Source organism: Phormidium sp. CCY1219, assembly GCF_055795085.1.
Window position 1 is genome coordinate 13,541 of sequence record NZ_JAYFEQ010000650.1, and the last position, 19,692, is coordinate 33,232.

Below are 19,692 nucleotides of genomic sequence, written 5' to 3' on the forward strand. Positions count from 1 at the left end.
TGTCTCCAAACCCCTGGGGGGGGGTGGCTCCCCGGCTAGGAGGTAGACCACAAATCGCCCAGGGGAGACTGGTTGAGCCAGTCGATAAACTGCTTGCGTTCGTTGGCTGGCATATCTTCTAAGATATCGATGGCTCGCTCGACGAAACTGGTATTGCCAAAATAGTCTTTCCCCAAACGATGCAGTTCTTGCAATAAGGTATTCAGGTGATGTTCTTGCCAAGGGGGCATTTTGACTCCCCCCAGGGGATCCACCTCCAGCCAATTTTTCACTGCATCTGGAGTATCGGCTTGTGGGAATTTCCATTTTTTAAAGATCTCGGCGATCTCTTTTTGAAAAGACCCTGCCTGTCGATTGCCGAGCAAATCTTCTATATCGAAGAACACCGCTTGAAGCATTAAGAGAGAAGCTTGAGTAAACAGAGGCGCTGCAGCCACTCCCCCTTGCGGGTCATCGGCGATCTGTTCGAGACGGATTTTGCCCCAAACGCTGTAGCGATCTGTTTCTTCAAGCAGGACGCAAGCTTTCCCACGGTTATCGGTTAAATCCCTCCAAAAGGCTCTTGCTTCTTCCGCCTGTTGAGCGCTGAACACGTTTATTAAGCGAAAGGTCTGACCTTGATAGTTCAGAATCGGTACTTGCTGACCCGTTTTCGGGTGCTGAAGACCCGTGATTTCAACATCCTGACGTTTCAGAATAAACATGACGCTGCCAATAGAGTTCTCGTGGCCTGTGGGTGCGGTGGGTGTTCGATGGAAATGACGCTTGCTAGAATTTAGACATCAGTCTGCTTGGTGTCAAGCTTGGGTTAAACTGGGCAAGGCACGCGATGGTCAGCGGACTCGCGCTGCTTGTGGCAACGCGCTCAGCAAGCGCTCATTTTCCGGACGAGGCATTCAACGCCGCGATCGATACCTATCTTACTCTATGCTTTATCAATAAATTTTCCCAACTTGTGATTCCCTGGCTCAAATGGTGGCCACAAGTCCGCCAGTGAGTGCGGGGGTTGGGTGAAAAGCAATTTGTCCGCCAGGGCGGGCGATCGCCACTTTAGCCCTGGCTATCTGTCGGTGCCTTGCCTGGGAAACACAACCGGGGCAGGCCACCCCGCTGCGTTCTTCCCTCGCCAACCTCTGGATGCTGATGACCTTAATGTTAATTTATCCTCTAAGCTCCCCGCCAGTTGCCTGATTTCTCCCCTGAAAAATAATCTTGACAAATTCTTGGCCAAACAGCCGTCTTTTTTGATACGATATAGAAATGTCCGGTGGCTGTAGCATTTTTGGCCGGGGCTTCCCTCTCAATCGGCGGGAACGACTCTGAGCCGCCACGCCGGATTCCCTTGCAGTTTGGGTGCGTAACTCAGCTGGATAGAGTAGCGAACTTCTAATTCGTTGGTCGCAGGTTCGAGTCCTGCCGCACCCGTCGAGTCTTTTACCCGCTTTCTTCCCGTCACGGTTTTTCCCGAGGGCGGCGGGTTGCCAATGGCTTGCATGCCCTATCTACGCCCTCTGGAAAGGGTTTCTTGCCCTCTCAACAAAAAAGACGCGCCGCAGCGCGTCTTCTCGAAAAGCCCGTGACGAGGATTGAACTCGTGACCTCACCCTTACCAAGGGTGCGCTCTACCACTGAGCTACACGGGCAATTTTATTTGATTGTGGTGGGCCGGGCTGGATTTGAACCAGCGTAGGCATAGCCAGCGGATTTACAGTCCGCCCCCATTAACCACTCGGGCACCGACCCGTTTTTGTCCACAATTATTAATGGTAGCACAAGCAACTGGAATGTCAACCCTTTTTTTAAATTTTTTTTGCCGATGCCCAATCCTCGGGGTTGGCTGCCGAGTTTCAAGGGGCTGAAACCCTTACTCGGTTGGGGTTTAGCTGCGCGAATTTCGGCGAGGGCGCGCGCCACCTTGGGGGGAGGTGCCGCCACTGCGACGGTTGAAGCGCATGGGAAAATCGCTTTCGTCGTAGATTTCGCCCACCAGTTCTTCTAGGATATCCTCTAAGGTCAGCAACCCAACGGTGCCCCCATATTCATCCACCACGATCGCGATATGCAAGCGCTGCTGCAACATTTCTTTGAGCAGATCCGCTACGCGCTTGGTCTCCGGAACGTACACCGGCGGATCCATCGCCACCGTCACCGGGGCATTGTCGATTTCTTCTTTTTGATAGGCTCTTAATTGCTGAATGGCGCGTTTCAGGTGAACCACGCCGACGATGCGGTCTTTGGATTCTTCCTGTACGGGAATCCGAGAATAGCCGGTGTCCAAACACAGGTCTACTAAATCCTGTAATGTCGCTTCATGGGAAATGGTTCGCATTTCGATGCGGGGTTTGACCACTTCCCGGGCGCTGAGACTGTCTAGCATCAGGGCTTTGTTGAGCAGTTGATGCTTATATAAATCTAACTGACCTCGCCCGCCGAGGATGTCAATCATCAGTTCGAGGTCTTTTAAGGAGGATTCTCCCTGCTGTACGGCGCTTCCCTGGAGGAGGCGAATGACGCGCTGGGTAATTAGTTCTAAAAACTGGACGATGCCGAGAATCGAAAGTAGGCGCGAGAGCCAGTAAATGGGACTAACTGCGAGTTTAAAATAGGGAATGACGTTGTTAATGGCTAAAGATTTTGGGGTGATTTCGCCAAAAATCAGCACCAGAAAGGTGACGACGGCGGTGGCGACTCCCAAGCCGGCATTGCCCAACCAGATGGCAAATAGGTTGCTGGTCAAAATGGCGGAAAAGTTATTGACCAGGTTGTTGCCCACCAGGAGGGTGGTGATAAACCGGGTGCGTCTTTGCAGCACCAAGGTAAAGATGCGGGTGGGGTCTCCTTGTTCTTTGATGAGCGATCGCAGTTTGAGATTGTCTAGGGCGGTAATCGCTGTTTCTGCCCCGGAGAAGAATCCCGACAGGATCATCATCAAAACCAATACCCCAATATCGAGCCAAATATTTCCCAATAGGGGGCTGATTTCCGAGACGGCGAACAGATAACTCTCAAGAGGTGAAGAAATCACGGTGGCGCTGCAGGCGAGTAGAACAGGGGTCAATCGAGGGCGATCGCGGCGATCGCGCCTCGCGAGGGTTTTAGATCGAAATAAGCTGAAACTGCTTGGGGATTGGCAGTTTCAGCTTGGGGCGTGCCAAGGTGCGGCACAACTGCGGTATTGCGGCGGGATATTCGCCGAGCTTTGAGGGCGCGGAGAATCTGTTGGATTAGTTAAAGGCGTAGGCAGATTGCAGTGCCCACCAAAGCAGAAAGCTAATCCCACCTAAAATTAGTACCGATGAGAGCGCGATCGCCAAGGGGCTATCGGCTCCTTTGAATTTCATAATTCCACGATTTAAGTCTGACATGGCGCATTGTCGATCCTTATTCAGCCATATAATTTAATCATAGCTGGCTCCCTTCTGGTGGGGGATGACGAACCTGACTTGTCAAATCCGGTGGACTTTTTTATCCCTCCCAGATTTCCCCCCCTCTACACCGAAGCAATTTTCCCGACTTGGATGGTGGATTGGACAATTTTATCATAAGGCCACTGACATGCCTTTAGAAAAATTGGCAATTGAGAATTGGAAATTGGAAATTGGAAATATTGAAAATGGAGGCGGGAGGGTGGGTAGGGCAGATTCTCGCCAGCCATCCACAGGGGAATGAAATGCCCCGGGTGCGGGGTAGGGGGCAGATTCGCCGACCCTTAGCAAATCGGAGTGGGAGAAGATTGTGGTTTTTGCGGAAAAAAAATTAAGAATTGGCGGATCGAATGTTAAGCTAGGTAAAGACAACGTTCGTTCGTGAAGCCGCAAGGCGCGCGCTGGAGGAGATAGAGGATACAGAGAGGCTCGATGGCGGGAACGGATTGCCATTGACAGCATGAGGACCGAAGCGGGCTATACTGTAGTTTAATAAACATAACAACGTTAGTCGGAGCAGAATTGCTCGACCGGGAGAACCATTAGAATAAGTCAAACCAAGATTAACTGCATGGGCAACAAGCCAACGATTGCAATTTCTCATCTGGGCTGCGAGAAAAATCGCATTGATAGCGAACACATGCTGGGTCTGCTAGCACAAGCAGGCTACGCAGTGGATACCGATGAAGAATTAGCAGATTACGTCATCGTCAATACCTGTAGTTTTATCCAAGCGGCCCGAGAAGAATCCGTTCGCACCCTGGTAGAATTAGCGGAGGCGGAGAAGAAGATTGTCATTACTGGCTGCATGGCGCAACACTTCCAAGAGCAGCTATTAGAAGAATTACCGGAAGCGGTAGCGCTGGTGGGCACAGGGGACTATAACAAAATCGTAGAAGTCATCGAACGGGTGGAAACCGGGGAAAGAGTCAAGGAGGTTTCAGCGGAACCGACTTACATCGCCGACGAGACCACGCCGCGCTACCGGACGACCACCGAAGGGGTGGCGTACCTTCGGGTAGCGGAGGGATGCGATTATCGCTGCGCGTTTTGTATTATTCCACATTTAAGAGGAAATCAGCGATCGCGTCCGATCGAGTCGATTGTGGCGGAAGCGAAACAATTGGCCTCAGAAGGGGTGCAAGAAATAATCTTAATTTCGCAAATCACCACGAACTATGGGGTAGACATTTACGGAGAACCGAAATTAGCGGAATTGCTGCGCGCCCTAGGAGAGGTGGACGTGCCGTGGATCCGGATTCATTATGCCTATCCCACGGGGTTGACGCCGAAAGTGATGGCGGCGATTCGGGAAACGCCCAACGTGTTGCCATATTTGGATTTACCCTTGCAACACTCCCATCCGGAAGTGCTGCGACGGATGAATCGTCCTTGGCAAGCGGGGGTAAATGATAGTATTATAGAGAAGATTAAAACAGCGCTACCGGATGCGGTATTGCGAACCACCTTTATTGTTGGGTTCCCAGGCGAGACGGACGAGCACTTCGAGCATTTGCTGCAGTTCGTTCGGCGTCATGAATTTGACCATGTGGGTGTCTTCACGTTTTCCCCAGAAGAGGGAACCCCCGCGTACAATCTGCCGAACCAACTGTCGCCAGACGTGATGGAGGCTCGTCGGGATATCCTGATGCAAGCGCAACAGCCGATTTCTTGGAAAAAAAATCAAGCGCAAATCTCAAAAGTGGTCGATGTATCGATCGAGCAACACAACCCAGCTACGGGAGAATCAATCGGGCGATCGGCGCGATTTGCCCCAGAAGTGGATGGGGTCGTGTACGTTCGGGGAAACGTTCGATTAGGATCGATGGTGCCAGTGGCGATCGATGATGCAGATGTTTACGACCTGTACGGTCATGTTGCCACAGCAGCAGACCTAGTGCAAAGACAACCCGCGCGGATGCTCTAACGCCTGAGAAGGTCAGGGGCAACCGAGAAGGGTGTGAACCATCAAAACCGTCTTTGACAGAAGCCAAAGCAATTGAATGCGATTTTAAAAGACTGTTAAAGACAAGCTCGCAAGGCACCTTCACCGCTGTCAATCAGCCGTGAGTGCGGTGCGAGTGGAAAAGAAAGTTAGCGATCGTTGCGATACCGAATTCGGAGAAAGCAACGAAAAGTAACACAGACAATCTGCTGATGTCAATCAGTATAAATACCATATCTAGTTTGATGAGCTACATGGAAAGTTTACGCGCTCTGTACCCCGAACAACTGACCTCTTGCAATATGTAGCTTCAAAAAAAGAGAAATGGTATTCGCTGCTTCAAAGCAGCTCCAAAACTCAGACGTTTGTAGGAGAATAAATGACAGTTACATTTGAAAGTCTTGGGATTTCAGAAGCTCGCGTAACACACTTAGAAAAAAAAGGGTTTGTAGAACCCACAGAAATTCAAAAAGAGGCAATCCCCAAACTCCTGGCGGGGGAAGATGTGGGAGGACAAGCACAAACCGGTACCGGGAAAACGGCGGCGTTTTCTCTGCCAATCCTGGAGCAGATCGATATCGAGAACCGGGAAGTGCAAGCCCTGATCCTGACCCCGACGCGGGAACTGGCGATGCAGGTGTGTAATGCGATGCGGGATTTGAATGGCGATCGCCGCTTGCGGGTGTTCGCCGTGTACGGTGGGTCTTCCATCGAGCGCCAGATTCAGCGATTGGAACGCGGCGTCCAGATTGTGGTAGGAACGCCGGGACGAGTGCTAGACCTGCTCAATCGGGATAAACTCAACCTGGATAGCCTGACCCATTTGGTCCTGGATGAAGCCGACGAAATGCTGAGCATGGGCTTTATCGATGACGTGGAAAAAATCCTGGCGAAAGCGCCCACCGAGCGTCAGACGGCCTTTTTCTCCGCCACGATGGATGCGTCGATTCGCAAATTGATGCAGAAATTCATGCGCGATCCGGTGACGGTGAAAATCGAGCAACGGAAAGCAGCGCCCAAACAGATCGAGCAACGGGTGTACATGGTGCCCCGGGGCTGGTCGAAATCGCGATCGCTGCTGCCCATTCTCGAATTAGAAGAACCGGAAGCGGCGATCGTCTTCGTCCGCACCCGACGGTCCGCCGCCGAACTGACCAGCCAACTGCAAGGGGCAGGTCACAGTGTGGATGAATACCACGGCGACTTGAACCAGTCCCAGCGGGAACGCTTGATCTCTCGCTTCCGCAAACAACAGGTGCGCTGGATCGTGGCCACGGATATCGCCGCCCGAGGGTTGGATGTGGACCACCTGACCCATGTGATTAACTACGACTTGCCCGATCACGTGGAAAGCTACGTCCACCGGATCGGACGCACCGGTCGTGCCGGTCGCGAAGGGATCGCCATCTCCCTGATTCAGCCGTTCGATCGCCGCAAACTGCAGCAAATCGAGCGTCACATGCGCCAAAATCTGAAAATCAGCTCGATTCCCACCCGGGCGCAAATCGAGGCAAGGCATCTGGAAAAACTGCAAACTCAGGTGCGCGAAGCCCTCAGCGGCGAACGTCTGGCCTCCTTCTTGCCGATTGTGGCACAGTTGAGCGAAGAATACGACCCGCACACGATCGCGGCGGCGGCGTTGCAAATGGCCTACGATGGTACGCGACCCAACTGGGCGAACGAGTACGACGAAGATCCGCCGCAAGAATACTACGATCGCAAAGGACCTCGCCGCAACTCTCGGCGCTCCTCGCGTCCCACGCCGAAACCGATCAAACGCTCCAAAAAATCGAAGGTCTCTTCGCGCGAAGCGATCGGCGATCGGCAATAGAGGACTCGAGCATCCGCGATCGGCCCAGGGGAACCCGTACTTCCCCGGGCAACGATCCCCCCAGTAGAGAGGCTCGATACCGCATTTCTAGATCAAAACCCAATTAACCTCAGTCGGTTTGCAGCAACACTGCAGCCGACTATTTTTTTGAGCCGCAGCGATCGTATGTGCAACTCAGGGGGTATTCCTCTTTCCCCCCAGGGGGGAACGCCCTCCCGGAGGCTCCACTGAGCTGACGCTCTAGAGTGGCGATCGCAACGCTTGCAGATAAGATATCCTATTTGTATCGTTCTTTATTCCCGGTGAATTTATGAACAGAATTCATGCCAGAGGAATCATCCGGGGAACCTGGAGGAGCGCGATCGCCCTCGAATTTGCGATCGTTCTCACCCTCCCCTTACCCACAGGAGCGCAAATCGTTCCCGATCGCACCCTGCCCGCCAATTCCATTGTCACCCCAGAGGGGACAACAGTTGTCATCACCGGCGGCACTTCATCGGGGAGCAATTTGTTTCACAGTTTCAAAGAGTTTAACGTTCCCACCAATCACAGCGCATGGTTCGATAACAGCTTACAAATTCAAACGATTTTCACCCGCGTGACCGGCGCAAATGTTTCTAACATTAATGGCGTAATTCAAGCCAACGGTACGGCCAACTTATTCCTCCTCAACCCCAATGGAATTATTTTCGGTCCCAACGCCGCATTAAATATCGGCGGTTCCTTTCTCGGAACCACCGCCAATACGGTTGTGTTTGCCGATGGTAGCGAATTCCGGGCGGGAGACGCGCAAACCGACACTCCCCTGCTCACGGTCAGCATTCCGGTGGGACTGCAGTATGGAAACAATGTAGCGGGAATTGAAATAGCCGGGGCGAACTTGCAGGTGCCAGGGGGAGAAACCTTGGCTCTGGCGGGGGGAGATATCGCGATCGCGGGAGGAAACCTGGTGGCGGTGGGGGGTAATATAACACTTGCTGCCTCGGGTTCCTCTACCAATATTATGGTAAGTGAGAAGCATTCATTGCAGCTCGGAGAGGGCGAACGCAGAGATATCGCTCTGGCCGATAGAGTTACCCTCACAACAATTGCCGATGGCGGCGGCGAAATCTCACTTCAAGGTAGAAATATCGAGATGGCGAGCGGCAGTCAGGCGATCGCCGGCATCCAGAGCCTTTCCCAGACGCCGAACGCCCGCGCCGGGAACATCACCGTGGATGCCACGGGAACCTTGACCCTGGGAGCATCCAGCGCGATCGCCAATCAACTGGGCTATAACGCCCTGGGCACCGGCGGCGACATCGAACTGCGGGCACGGTCTCTCTCCATGCGCGATGGAGCGCAGGTGAGCAACCTCACTTACGGACGCGGCAATGCGGGTCGCGTCTCGGTGCGAGTCGGGGAAGCCGTCGAACTCACTGGCACGGGAACCGGGATATTTAGTAACGTGATGCGCGGCACGTCCAACACTATCCCTTATACGGGAATTGGCAATAGCGGCGGTATCGATATCCAGGCGCGATCGCTCTCCCTTGGCGATGGCGCTCAATTGCAGTCGAACTCTGCCGGCGAAGGTAATCCCGGGTTAGTCTCCCTGCGGGTGAACGATACCGTCACCCTTTCCGGCGCGGGGACGGCAATATTCGGGAATGTGACCGGCGCGGGGGTTGGCGATAGTGAGGGAATCGAGATTGAAGCGCGATCGCTGAATATGAGCGATGGGGCACAACTGATTTCCAGCAACCGGGGAAATGGCAATGCGGGGAAAATTGTCGTGCGATCGCAAGGCACCGTAGCGCTGCGCGGCAGGGATACGGGGATTTTAAACAATGTGTTGTTAGGCAACAGTGGCGGCATCGAGATTCAGGCCGGCACTCTATCTCTCGTCGCGGGGGCACAATTGCAAGCGATCGCCTCCGGACCGGCAACCGCAGGCGCGATCGCCGTGCAAGCGCAGGAGTCGGTATCCTTATCCGGTGCGGAAACCGGGATTTTCAGTACCGTTGGCGAAAATTCCGTGGGGGGAAATAGTGGCGGAATTGCCATTGAAGCGCGATCGCTGAGTATGAGCGATGGGGCACAGGCGATCGCCGCCACCTTCGGCGAAGGGAATGCGGGGGCGGTAGCGGTGCAAGTGCGAGAGGATATGGCCATCTCGGGGGTTGGTACTGCGATTTTCAGCAGTATCGGTCCGAGTGAGAGAAGTGCCAGTGGCAATAGCGGGGGGATTACCTTGGGCGGGCGATCGCTCTCGCTGACCGATAGCGCGCAAATCACCGCCAGTATCTTCGACGGGGAACGGGGAAATGCAGGCAGCATCTCGATTGCAATGCAAGAGTCCATTGCCCTGGAAGGGAGCGATCGGCGGCAAACTCCCACTCCCAATACGGAAGCGTTTCCCGTCTCACCTGTCATGCCGGTGAGCTTGGTGGAGGATCTGGAGATACAAATCGGACCTCCTGGGATACCAACGCCGACACCAACGCCGACACCCACACCAACGCCGACACCCACACCGCCGCCCCTCCCGTCAAGGTTAGGTCGCGAAGGTGCGAGTACGGGGATTTTTACGACGGTGGAAACCGATGCTGTGGGCAATGCGGGGGATATCGAACTGCAAGGGAACCGATTATCGGCGATCGAGGGGGCGCAGGTGCAAACGCTTACCCGAGGTGAGGGCAATTCTGGCGACATTCGCGTGAGGGTGTCTGAGGCGAGACTGGATGGGGTGAATGCCTTGGGGGATTTTAGCGGTTTGGCCAGTACGGTAGAATCCACGGCGGTGGGCAATGCGGGGGATATTGCTCTGGCGGCGGATGTGCTAAGCGTGACCAATGGCGCGGGCATCCAAGCGCTAACCCGGGGTGAGGGGGCATCGGGGAACATTGAGGTGCAAGTGAGAAGACGGGTGACGCTGGCGGGAACTGATGGGGAGGGGGGTTTTTCCAGCGGTTTGTTTACCAGTACGGAGGAGAATGCCAGGGGTGCTGGGGGACTGTTGCGTGTGAGAACGGAGGCGCTGGAAATTTTGGATGGGGCAGTGTTGAGCGCCCGATCGACCACGGCGTTTTCCAGCGGTGAGATTGTGGTGAATGCCGGCGGGGTGGAGTTGCGCGATCGCGCTCAAATTGTGACTAGCGCCACTGGGACTGGGGCGGCGGGTAGCATTGTCATACAGGCGGGCGATCGCCTGAGTTTGTCCGATGGGGCGTCGCTTTCGGCGGAAACGGCAAGTGGCGATCGGGGTAATATTGCGATCGCTACTGCGGATCTGGCGTTACGCAATAACAGTCAAATTACCACGAATGCTACGGGAAGGGCAACTGGGGGGAATATCGCGATCGCCACTGAGAATTTAGTGGCCCTGAACAATAGCGATATTAGTGCGAATGCGGAACAAGCGTCTGGGGGTCAAGTGATTGTCAGCGCAGAAGGGATTTTTGGCGCGCAGAGTCGGCGGGAAGGGTCTCCTTTCACTAGCGATATTACGGCAACTTCTGCGAATGGGCCGCAATTCGATGGGGTGGTGGAGATTAATACCCCTGATGTGAATCCGACGGTGGGGTTAGTGCAGTTGTCGGAAAATGTGGTGGATGTGACGCGCTTGGTGGCACAAGAATGTCGCGATCGCCAGTATCGGCAAAATTCCTTTGTGCTCTCGGGAAGCGGTGGTTTGCCCCCCAGTCCTAACGATGCGATCGCGCCGCGCAGACCGATGGTAGACCTCGGCGATCGGGGTTCCTCTGCTGAAAATCCCCAGTCTGAGACTCCGGAAACGGGGGAAGATGCCGCCAACTCGCACTATTCTGCCCCAAGTGTGATTGAGGCGCGCGGATGGCGACTCAACGCCAAAGGTCAAGTGGTGCTAACTGCCGGTTCGCCCACTCCCACACCACCGCCCGGGTTGTTCCCCCCGGTGAATTGTAACAGCCCTTTCCGCCAGTGAATGGAGCGATATTCGGGTGCATTTTACCACAAAAATGGGGTGGATATTATATCAAAAAAAGCCTTCCAGGGTGCGGGGGTTTTTTGTATTTATTCCTTTCGAGAGAGTTGGCAGCGATCGCATCTATTTCCGCAGTGCGATCGCTGCAGAAGCGTTTTTTTGTTAACTTTAATTAAGAAATGTAAAGCGGTTTTGCAACTGAGTTTGTAAAACTGCGTTTTCGATGAAGTTGTCAACAGGTCTTATATGAGTTTTACGAATATTAATACTGTAGCGGAAGCAAAAGAAATTTTTCAACGGTTGAGCATCGATAATCAACTGGCCTTTTTGTGGTTCGTCTACACCAAAATTGGGAAATCCGTTACCCCAGCAGCGCCCGGGGCGGCGGGTAGCGAAATTGCCGGCAAACTCTTCAATCGCGTGAAGCAATTATCCCATGAAGAACAACTGCAGGTTCAGCGCGATATTGCCAATCGCAAGAGCACGGAGTTCAGTCGCGAGTACGGTTCCTTGAGTCCGGAAACAAAATTGGCGTTCTGGTACTATTTGGCCCAAGGAATGGAAGCAGGAACCATCATTCCCATGCCAGAAAATTACCAACTGCCTACAGAAGGAACCAACTTGTTAGGGGAAGTCGAAGCGATGGACTTTAACGACCAAATCGACTTCTTGCGCGACTCCGTACTGGAAATGGGTGCCCCACCGGCACAAGGCGCGCGAGTGTAGAGATTGCTCTAACTCCTAGCGGACTATAACATTTTAAAGTCTCGCCCCGCTAATTGTCAAGCAATTGGCGGGGTTAATTTGCAAACATGGGATGAGTAGGGTTAGGGTTGGCAACGATCGCCCTAATCTTTTATCTTTTACAATAAGATGAAGTTGAAGCAGGGAGAATCTTTTCATGCATGAAGAAGAACCACAAGAGATTTGGTATCAAAAACGCTTTTTTAAACTGGCGCTCATTTTTGTGCTGCCCGCGATCGCCCTGGGGCTATATTTTTTAACCACCTGGTTTGCTATGCGAAAACCCCATACCGACCCCCCACCTCCCGGAGAAGAAGTTTTGGAAAATTCGAGGGTTTAAATCCGAGGTCTTTGATGTGGGGGGAAGATGTCAAAGGGGAAATGCGATCGCCGGATAGGAGCAGATTCAAGGGCAAAAAACGCTTTTCCCCTGCAGTGTGGCGAGAAGGCGGGAAAGGGTGTTGGTGCGCTGGTTGGATTGACTCCCAATTGCGCAAGACTTGCCGATCTAATTCCCAATTGGCCAATTTGCTTGTATGTTGGAAAAGGAATTGGATAGGAATTGCGATCGATGAGACGTCTCAGAGCACTCAACCCCTGGAGTAATATGTGGCAAAATCTGCGCTTTGCGTTATCTGCGTTTCAGTATAGCGGTAAAGCAGTGGGGTTAGTTTGGAGTACGAACCGCACCCTGACGATAATTTTGGCAGTGTTTACAGTGGCGGGGGGATTGTTACCCGCAGCGATCGCCTATCTCGGTAAGTTAATTGTAGATAGCGTGGTGGCGGCGTCGCAGACGGGGGGAAAAGCAGGAATGGCGCTGGCGTATGTGGGACTAGAAGCGATCGCGGTGACGTTGCTGACCTTTTCTCAGCGCGGGTTGAGCGTTTCGCAATCGTTGTTGCGGGTACTGTTGGGACAGCAAGTGAATGAATTGATTTTACAAAAAGCACTCACACTGTCTCTGTCTCATTTTGAAGATTCCGAATTTTACGATAAAATGACTCGCGCGCGGCGAGAAGCATCCAATCGACCCTTGAGTTTTGTCAATCGCACGTTTACGCTGGTGCAAGACGTCCTCGCATTGGTGACTTATGGCGGGTTGTTGTTACAATTTTCCCTGTGGGCGGTAGTGGTGCTGGCGATCGCGGCAATTCCGCAATTTATCGCCGAAACCCGGTTTGCGGGGGCAGCATTTCGCTTATTTCGCTGGCGATCGCCGGAAACGAGACAGCAAACCTATCTCGAAACTTTAATCGCCCGGGAAGACTACGCAAAAGAGGTGCAATTATATCAACTCGGTCGCGTCTTTCTCAACCGCTATCGCCAGATTTTCCATCGATTGTATCGCCAAGACCGCAATCTTACCTTGCGGCGAGGGTTTTGGGGATATTTGCTCGGATTGTTTAGTACCGCCGCCTTTTACGCGACCTATGCGTGGATTGCCATCGAAGCGATCGCGGGTCGAATTACCCTCGGGGATATGACCATGTATTTAATGGTGTTTCGTCAGGGACAAACCACCTTTTCGGGGGCACTCAGCGCGATCGGGGGCATGTACGAAGACAACCTTTACCTCTCCAATCTCTACGAATTTCTCGAACAAGACGTTTCTCAATCCCAAGGAACTGCCCAACGCGGCACAATTCCCCAGGATGGCGTCCGTTTCGAGAACGTTTCCTTTACCTATCCCGGCGCAACCCAACCCGCTTTAACCCACATTTCTTTCCACTTGAAACCAGGAGAAAAACTCGCCTTAGTCGGAAAAAATGGGTCGGGAAAAACCACGCTCATCAAACTGTTAACCCGCCTTTACGAACCCACAGAAGGACGCATTCTCCTGGATGGATTAGACTTGCGCCACTGGGATATCGAGGTGCTGCGCCGCCGAATAGGCGTGATTTTTCAAGATTTCGTCCGCTATCAATTCATCGTCGGCGAAAATGTGGGCGTGGGGGATGTAGAACATTTGGAAAACTACCAGCGCTGGAAAATTGCCACTGAAAAAGGCATGGCAAAACCGTTTATAGAAACCCTACCGGAGGGGTTTTATACCCAATTAGGACGCTGGTTTAAATCCGGTACCGAACTCTCCGGCGGTCAGTGGCAAAAAATCGCCCTATCGCGGGCTTTTATGCGAAAAAAAGCGGATATTTTAGTCCTGGACGAACCCACAGCAGCAATGGATGCTGAAGCGGAATTACAAATTTTTGAGCGGTTTAGAACCCTGACGCAACATCAAATGGTGCTGCTAATTTCTCATCGTTTTTCTACGGTGAGAATGGCAGATAAAATTGTGGTTTTGGAAGGAGGGAAAGCTATCGAAGAAGGAACCCATCAAGAGTTATTGCAAGCTAAAGGACGGTATGCCACTTTATTTTCAATTCAGGCATCGGGCTATCAATAAAGGGAAAACAGGATGGTTGTTAACCGTAAAAAAATATCCCTAAATTTGCTTAATATTGAGTCAATAGGAAATTTCATCAAACCCTAAAAAATAGTTGTGCAAAAATACTCTATTTGGGACGGTTTATGGTTCTGTGAGTGCAGTCGCGGTTCCCGCGATCGCTTGTCCCTGTGCCACTTCAAATTTCCCGGATTCAGTTGGGGTTTGAGCGGATATCCTCTCTCTGGCCGCATCTCGATCGCAAAAATAGGAGTTTTGGCAATAGTCAGAGCATTTTTTGCCAATTTAGACCGTTAGAATGGAGATATTATAGCGCGATCGTACAGTCTTGGCTTTGCCCGATGCACCGCCGAAGTCTTTGATGTTTTCTTCGTTATTGCAATCCCGTCCACTTGCTTGTCACAACTTTTATACCCATGTTCCGCGCAAGGTTGAAAGTGATTCCTCGATGGATCTTGCTCGTCCCCCACTAACTTCTCAATTGGTATAGAGATTGTTACAGTACAATTGCGCCAATGCAGATTGCCAATTGTAAGCGAATGAGCGATCGCCCTTTGACCCTCTTTTTACCCCATATTTTGCTAAAAAGGTCGTTAATTATAAACTAAATCCGTCATTTTGTCCACTCTCTCGCCTTTACCCCTCAAAAAATTAATGCGTCATACGCCCTTGTGCCCGGGAGAATCCCCCCCATCTCTCTCCACTCTTTGAACGGTTTGATAGGGGTTTTGGCGATTGAAGTGACATTTTTTCCTAATTTAGTCAAAATAAGGGCATCATATCTCCACTATACTTTTTTTGCGTTTCGGTGTCAAGCCCCGAAAGTATTGATTTTTCGTTCCTTATTGCAATCGTTCGCAATTATTTTTTTACAATTCTTTACGGCTTTTCCGAATAAGTTCAAAATTTTCAATCTATTTTCAGTTTTTTTGCTGGTAAACTTATCAATTAGCCGTAAAATATTGTGATACTGCAATCGGCTTTATGCAGATTGCCAACTGTAAGCGAATGACCGATAAGATGCGATCGCGTGAGTTATTCATTCAATCTATAAACCATAGATTGTCAAATCTCTCATCCTTTAACCCCAATATTGCTAATCCTCAATATCGGGGAATTTAGGATTAGAACTCTGCTGACCAAACCGAGTACAAAATTTCCCTTTCTCCTTGCGGAGTGGCTTGAATTGGGTCAACGGTTATCATCTCGCATCCGGCAGTATTGGAAATCATAGCTCGCATGCCATAAGCAGCAGCAATTCCCACCACTTGATTCTCCCCCGCGCATCCTTGGTTCCAACTGACTGTAAAGAGTCTCGAACTAAAATCCGCAGGAACGGATAAGAGGAAATTGTCATAAGCAGCATAAGACCCAAGCTGACCGGAAATCCTCGCTTCGTTGCGATCGGCAAAAATTGCCGCAGAACTGCCCCCGACAAACAACGTACCATTTTCATCCGCCGCGATCGCTCTCGGTACGATAGTATTTCCCTTGCCATTACTGCGCCGCGACAAGTGAAACTGCCCCTTTTCAATTTCCCCCGTTGTCGGTTGGAGTCTAGCATAATAGGTGATATGATTCGATGCCGTATTATAAGGATGATTGTAAGCATCGAAAATTACATTCGGCGCATCGCGGGATAAATCTTGCGGGTGATAGCGAAAAATCGTATTTCCCCCAGCGCTTTCAGCAGCGAAATAGAGCATTCCGTCTGCACCAATCATCACGCGATCGCCTCGGGTATCTGCACAAGAAGAATTCCCCCCATGTGCCTCCGCATGAGTCCAATCGTAATTCCGCCAATTCAGATTTCCCGCATAATCGTAACTGCGAATAAATGCTACCTGCAATTGGCGACATCCGCCCCCATCTTTTTGACTGTACCCCGTCACGATAATCGAATTCGTTTCGCTATCCAGCGCCAAATCTTCCACAAAACTACCGGAAACCGAAAATTCTCCCAGCAGTGCGCCACTTAGGTCAAAAACCGATATTTTTTTCCGAAACAGCGCCGCCACCGTACCATCATTTCCCACCGCCACTCGCCGACCATTACTCGCTTTTGCCCCACCCCCTTCTCCTAATGGCATATGCCACAAAATACCCTGTGCTTGCGAGTCTAATAATGCTACCCCAAAATCCCCCACAGCAGCAATATTTCCCGAATTCTGATGAATCGCTAAATCGTCGATAATATTTCCCAGACGAGTTAGAGATAAAATCCTTTTGCCCGTAGAATCGGTTCGCAGAATCGCCCCATCACCACCGCCGAGTAAATTAATCGGAGTTTTACCAAAATTGTTCCCCGGAATCCTGCCACTCAGGACAATTGTTTTATCCGGCGCAATCGCGATCGCCCCCGCAATATCATCTTCAGAACCACCGAGATAAGAGGCGGTAGACACCTCTAAATTATTGTTCCCTTGCGCTTGTGCCAATTGGCGATCGCTCATCAATTGAATATCCTCCCCTAAAGTCCCGACAATCCCCACTACCAAACCTACAGAACAAGCAGATAAAATAAACCCGCGCCAAGACAACTGCATGAAAACCCTCCCTAACTTAGAGTAAATTTCGTTGGCTGTGGCGCGATCGCAGTTTTTACTGGACTGAGAACTTTATCAAATCCTTCTTAACCTCGCTTTTCCCCGAATAATCCAGAAACCCACTCAACAACTCACCCCCATGAGTACCGCAATAAAGCGCCATTCGCTCATCGGCCATTTCTATCGTACAATAAGAGAAGCACTGGTGAATTGACAGCAACGCGCTATGCGAAAAAAATCCTTTCCGCTTGTTGGTTGCGTATTCCTTTATGTTAATTCTCAATTTCTCCTTGAACAGCAAAGTGACTCCCATCCGTTAAACATGTTTCAAGAAACGCGCAGGCGCTTAGCCATTTGGTATGCCACCGTAACCGCCGTGTTGCTGCTGGTATTTGCTACCGGATTTTACACTTACGTGCGGAGTACCTTAATCGAACGAATAGACGATACCCTCAAGCATGTGGTGGAAGTGGTAGAAAGGTCTTTAGCTATCGAAGAAGACCCTATCACTCATCAATACACCGTTAACTTAGTAGCGAGTTTCCGCAACAATGCCGAAACTGTAGAAGACGACCACATCGACTTAGAATGGTTTAGTCCCACCGGCGAATTGCTCTGGTCTACTTTATGGGAACCGTTGGACATTCCCCTACATCCAAAGCGCAGTGGCGAAACCGTAGAATTAGCTAAAGGTCAGTTATTGCGACAAGTGACCGATCGCGTAAAAATCAAAGAGCAAGTGGTGGGTTATTTGCGCGTCAGTCATCCCTGGTTTGAAGTGACCAAACCGATTCGTCAGTTAATTGTAGATTTAAGTATTGGCAGTACCTTAATGGCAATTGGCGTCGGCGCGATTGGCTGGTTGCTCTCGGGATTAGCGATCGCCCCGGTGAAAGACTCATACCAGCGCTTAAAGCAATTTACCTCCGACGCATCCCACGAACTTAGAAACCCGATTGCTACCATTCAAACCAACGTGCAAGTTGCTTTAGCAGATCCGGACTTCAATTCCTCCATCCACCGCCAACAATTGCAACTGGTAGAACGATTAACCCGGCGCATGGGGCGATTGGTAGACGATTTGCTATTTCTGGCGCGACAAGATAGCGGAATGGTAAAACCCAGTTGGCAATCCGTAGCGTTAGATGCAGTGGTAATGGAAGTTATTGAAGAACAAGCAGCGATCGCCGCCGAAAAAAAGATTGACTTATCCTTCGATATCGTCGAACCTTCCTTCCCACCCCAATCCAGCGAAGCGGGCGTACTCGAATCGCGCCAATCTGACAATCCCTTCGCGATGCAAGGAGACTGGAATCAGTTAGCGCGATTAGTGACTAATTTGATTGGCAATGCATTGCAATATACCCCCAATGCCGGCACCGTTGAGGTAAAATTGTACTGTTCCCGAATTTTATATCGTCAGAAAACTTGCACCGCCTTGCAACTACAAGTAAAAGATAATGGGATTGGTATTCCCTTAGAATCCCTATCCCAGATTTTCGATCGCTTTTATCGTGTCGATCCAGCAAGAAGTCACCCCCACGAGCGATCGCCCCAACGCGAATCCAGCGGATCCGGTTTGGGATTAGCTATCGCCCAGGCGATCGTGCAAAACCATCACGGTCAAATTCGCGTCGAAAGTCAACCGAACCTCGGCACAACCGTCACCGTCACCCTTCCCACCTGCCAACCAGAACAGGCAAAAAAATAGGGAAGTCCTATGGTATTGCGGTTCTCAAATAAATGTGGTAGGATGCAGAGAGTAGTTCAAGCGCCTAATTATAAGATGAAAGCTTATTCCAGAGATTTACAAAAAAATCATAGATGCCTATAAAAGAGAAAAAATTTCTCAATTTGACCTGGCTTTAGGATTTGGAGTATCTCAAAGTTTTGTCAGTAAACTTTTAAAGCAGTATCGAGAAACAGGAGAAATAGCACCAAAGCCTTTTAGCGGAGGGGTCAAACTTAAATTGCGACCGCAGGAACTAGAAATTTTGGCAGAATTAATAGAACAGAACAATGACGCTACTTTAGAGGAACTCTGCGAGCTACTTAAAGAAAAAACTGGGATTGGAATTAGTCGAGTGACAATGGGGAGGATGACTAAAAAGCTAAATTTTACTTGGAAAAGAAAAACCACTCATCCAACAGAAAAAGAAAGTGAAAGAGTCCAAAAATTAAGAAGAGAATTTTGGAATGAAATTCGCTCGGTTCCAGTCAGAGACTTAGGGTTCATCGATGAAGTGGGCGTAAAGGCTTTTATCAGGTTAAATGGTCGCGCAAAAAAAGGTCAAAGAGCCAGAGGAAAACGTCCTCAAAAGCGAAGAAAAAATGTTTCCAGTATTGGGGCAATTAGTCATCAAAGTATTTTAGCTTACATTAACCTATGAGGAGCAGCAGATGGGTTTATTTTTGAAGCATTTGTTGTGAATAAGCTAGTGCCAAAGCTTTGGAATGGCGCTCATGTAGTCCTCGACAATAGTACCATACATAAAGGAGAAGAGGTTGAAAAAGCAATCGAGCAAGTTGGAGCCAAACTAGTATTTTTACCTCCTTACTCTCCGGAGTTTAATCCGATTGAGAACTGCTGGTCTAAAGTGAAATCTAGTCTAAGGTCTCTGAAGCCCAGAACTTATCAAGAATTACAATCAGCTATGGAAAAAGCTTTGGCGACGGTTTCGGAAAAAGACCTAAAAAACTGGTTCATACATTGTTGTTATGGTATTACAGTTATTTGAGAAGCGCTATATATCGAGGTTCTGCACAGCGTTAGAAAACGGAAAATTGTTCCCCCAAGGGGTTGACAAAGGGATTGAGGATGGGCTATCTTGAAGTTAAAGGGGGAATT

General features: G+C 50.6%; 13 protein-coding genes, 3 tRNA genes and 1 pseudogene. 11 read left to right on the forward strand and 6 right to left on the reverse strand.

The genetic code is table 11. The annotated features are described in order from the left end of the window. Window positions 1-35: 35 nt before the first annotated feature. Window positions 36-704 (reverse strand): Npun_F0813 family protein, encoded by a 669-nt coding sequence (locus AC0QH1_RS18775; protein ID WP_324632794.1) that lies wholly within the window; start codon window positions 702-704, stop codon window positions 36-38. Window positions 705-765: 61 nt separating this feature from the next. Here AC0QH1_RS18775 and AC0QH1_RS18780 point away from each other — a divergent pair, with 61 nt between their 5' ends. After that, on the forward strand, window positions 766-942 hold the full coding sequence (locus AC0QH1_RS18780) for a hypothetical protein (protein ID WP_324632796.1): 177 nt from the start codon (window positions 766-768) through the stop codon (window positions 940-942). 409 nt (window positions 943-1,351) lie between these two features. Continuing rightward, window positions 1,352-1,425, forward strand: a tRNA-Arg gene (locus AC0QH1_RS18785). Between the two features lie 146 nt (window positions 1,426-1,571). Here the strand turns inward: AC0QH1_RS18785 and AC0QH1_RS18790 are convergent. The 4 genes from AC0QH1_RS18790 to AC0QH1_RS18805 all read right to left on the reverse strand — a co-directional run bounded on the left by AC0QH1_RS18790 (window position 1,572) and on the right by AC0QH1_RS18805 (window position 3,365). Beyond that, window positions 1,572-1,643, reverse strand: a tRNA-Thr gene (locus AC0QH1_RS18790). A 15-nt stretch (window positions 1,644-1,658) separates the two neighbouring features. Next, window positions 1,659-1,743, reverse strand: a tRNA-Tyr gene (locus AC0QH1_RS18795). Window positions 1,744-1,879: 136 nt separating this feature from the next. Beyond that, window positions 1,880-3,058: a hemolysin family protein gene (locus AC0QH1_RS18800; RefSeq protein ID WP_324632797.1), complete on the reverse strand. Its 1,179-nt coding sequence runs from the start codon at window positions 3,056-3,058 to the stop codon at window positions 1,880-1,882. Between the two features lie 166 nt (window positions 3,059-3,224). After that, the gene (locus tag AC0QH1_RS18805; protein WP_324632798.1) at window positions 3,225-3,365 is read right to left on the reverse strand and encodes a hypothetical protein; all 141 of its coding nucleotides are present in this window, start codon (window positions 3,363-3,365) and stop codon (window positions 3,225-3,227) included. Between the two features lie 631 nt (window positions 3,366-3,996). Between AC0QH1_RS18805 and rimO the strand changes: the two genes are divergently transcribed. The 7 genes from rimO to AC0QH1_RS18840 all read left to right on the forward strand — a co-directional run bounded on the left by rimO (window position 3,997) and on the right by AC0QH1_RS18840 (window position 14,298). Beyond that, the gene (gene rimO, locus AC0QH1_RS18810; protein WP_324632799.1) at window positions 3,997-5,352 is read left to right on the forward strand and encodes a 30S ribosomal protein S12 methylthiotransferase RimO; all 1,356 of its coding nucleotides are present in this window, start codon (window positions 3,997-3,999) and stop codon (window positions 5,350-5,352) included. 397 nt (window positions 5,353-5,749) lie between these two features. Further along, complete coding sequence (locus AC0QH1_RS18815) at window positions 5,750-7,201, forward strand: DEAD/DEAH box helicase (protein WP_324632800.1); 1,452 nt, start codon at window positions 5,750-5,752, stop codon at window positions 7,199-7,201. A 310-nt stretch (window positions 7,202-7,511) separates the two neighbouring features. Beyond that, window positions 7,512-11,147 carry a two-partner secretion domain-containing protein gene (locus AC0QH1_RS18820; protein ID WP_324632801.1) on the forward strand — a complete coding sequence of 1,212 codons (3,636 nt, stop codon included), beginning with the start codon at window positions 7,512-7,514 and terminating at the stop codon, window positions 11,145-11,147. Window positions 11,148-11,163: 16 nt separating this feature from the next. After that, window positions 11,164-11,313, forward strand: coding sequence for a hypothetical protein (locus tag AC0QH1_RS18825; protein WP_324632802.1), 150 nt, complete (start codon window positions 11,164-11,166; stop codon window positions 11,311-11,313). Between the two features lie 80 nt (window positions 11,314-11,393). Then, window positions 11,394-11,873: an orange carotenoid protein N-terminal domain-containing protein gene (locus AC0QH1_RS18830; RefSeq protein WP_324632803.1), complete on the forward strand. Its 480-nt coding sequence runs from the start codon at window positions 11,394-11,396 to the stop codon at window positions 11,871-11,873. Between the two features lie 175 nt (window positions 11,874-12,048). Further along, window positions 12,049-12,231: a hypothetical protein gene (locus AC0QH1_RS18835; RefSeq protein ID WP_324632804.1), complete on the forward strand. Its 183-nt coding sequence runs from the start codon at window positions 12,049-12,051 to the stop codon at window positions 12,229-12,231. Between the two features lie 231 nt (window positions 12,232-12,462). Then, complete coding sequence (locus tag AC0QH1_RS18840; RefSeq protein ID WP_324632805.1) at window positions 12,463-14,298, forward strand: ABC transporter ATP-binding protein; 1,836 nt, start codon at window positions 12,463-12,465, stop codon at window positions 14,296-14,298. A 1,124-nt stretch (window positions 14,299-15,422) separates the two neighbouring features. On the opposite strand, the gene AC0QH1_RS18845 is transcribed toward AC0QH1_RS18840, so the two are convergent. Beyond that, complete coding sequence (locus AC0QH1_RS18845) at window positions 15,423-16,844, reverse strand: WD40 repeat domain-containing protein (RefSeq protein ID WP_324632806.1); 1,422 nt, start codon at window positions 16,842-16,844, stop codon at window positions 15,423-15,425. Between the two features lie 322 nt (window positions 16,845-17,166). Between AC0QH1_RS18845 and AC0QH1_RS18850 the strand changes: the two genes are divergently transcribed. Together AC0QH1_RS18850 and AC0QH1_RS18855 are read left to right on the forward strand one after the other, a co-directional pair. Continuing rightward, window positions 17,167-18,555, forward strand: a complete 1,389-nt coding sequence (locus tag AC0QH1_RS18850) for a sensor histidine kinase (RefSeq protein ID WP_324632807.1) — start codon at window positions 17,167-17,169, stop codon at window positions 18,553-18,555. 75 nt (window positions 18,556-18,630) lie between these two features. Continuing rightward, a pseudogene (locus AC0QH1_RS18855) lies at window positions 18,631-19,582 on the forward strand (IS630 family transposase). Window positions 19,583-19,692 lie beyond the last annotated feature (110 nt).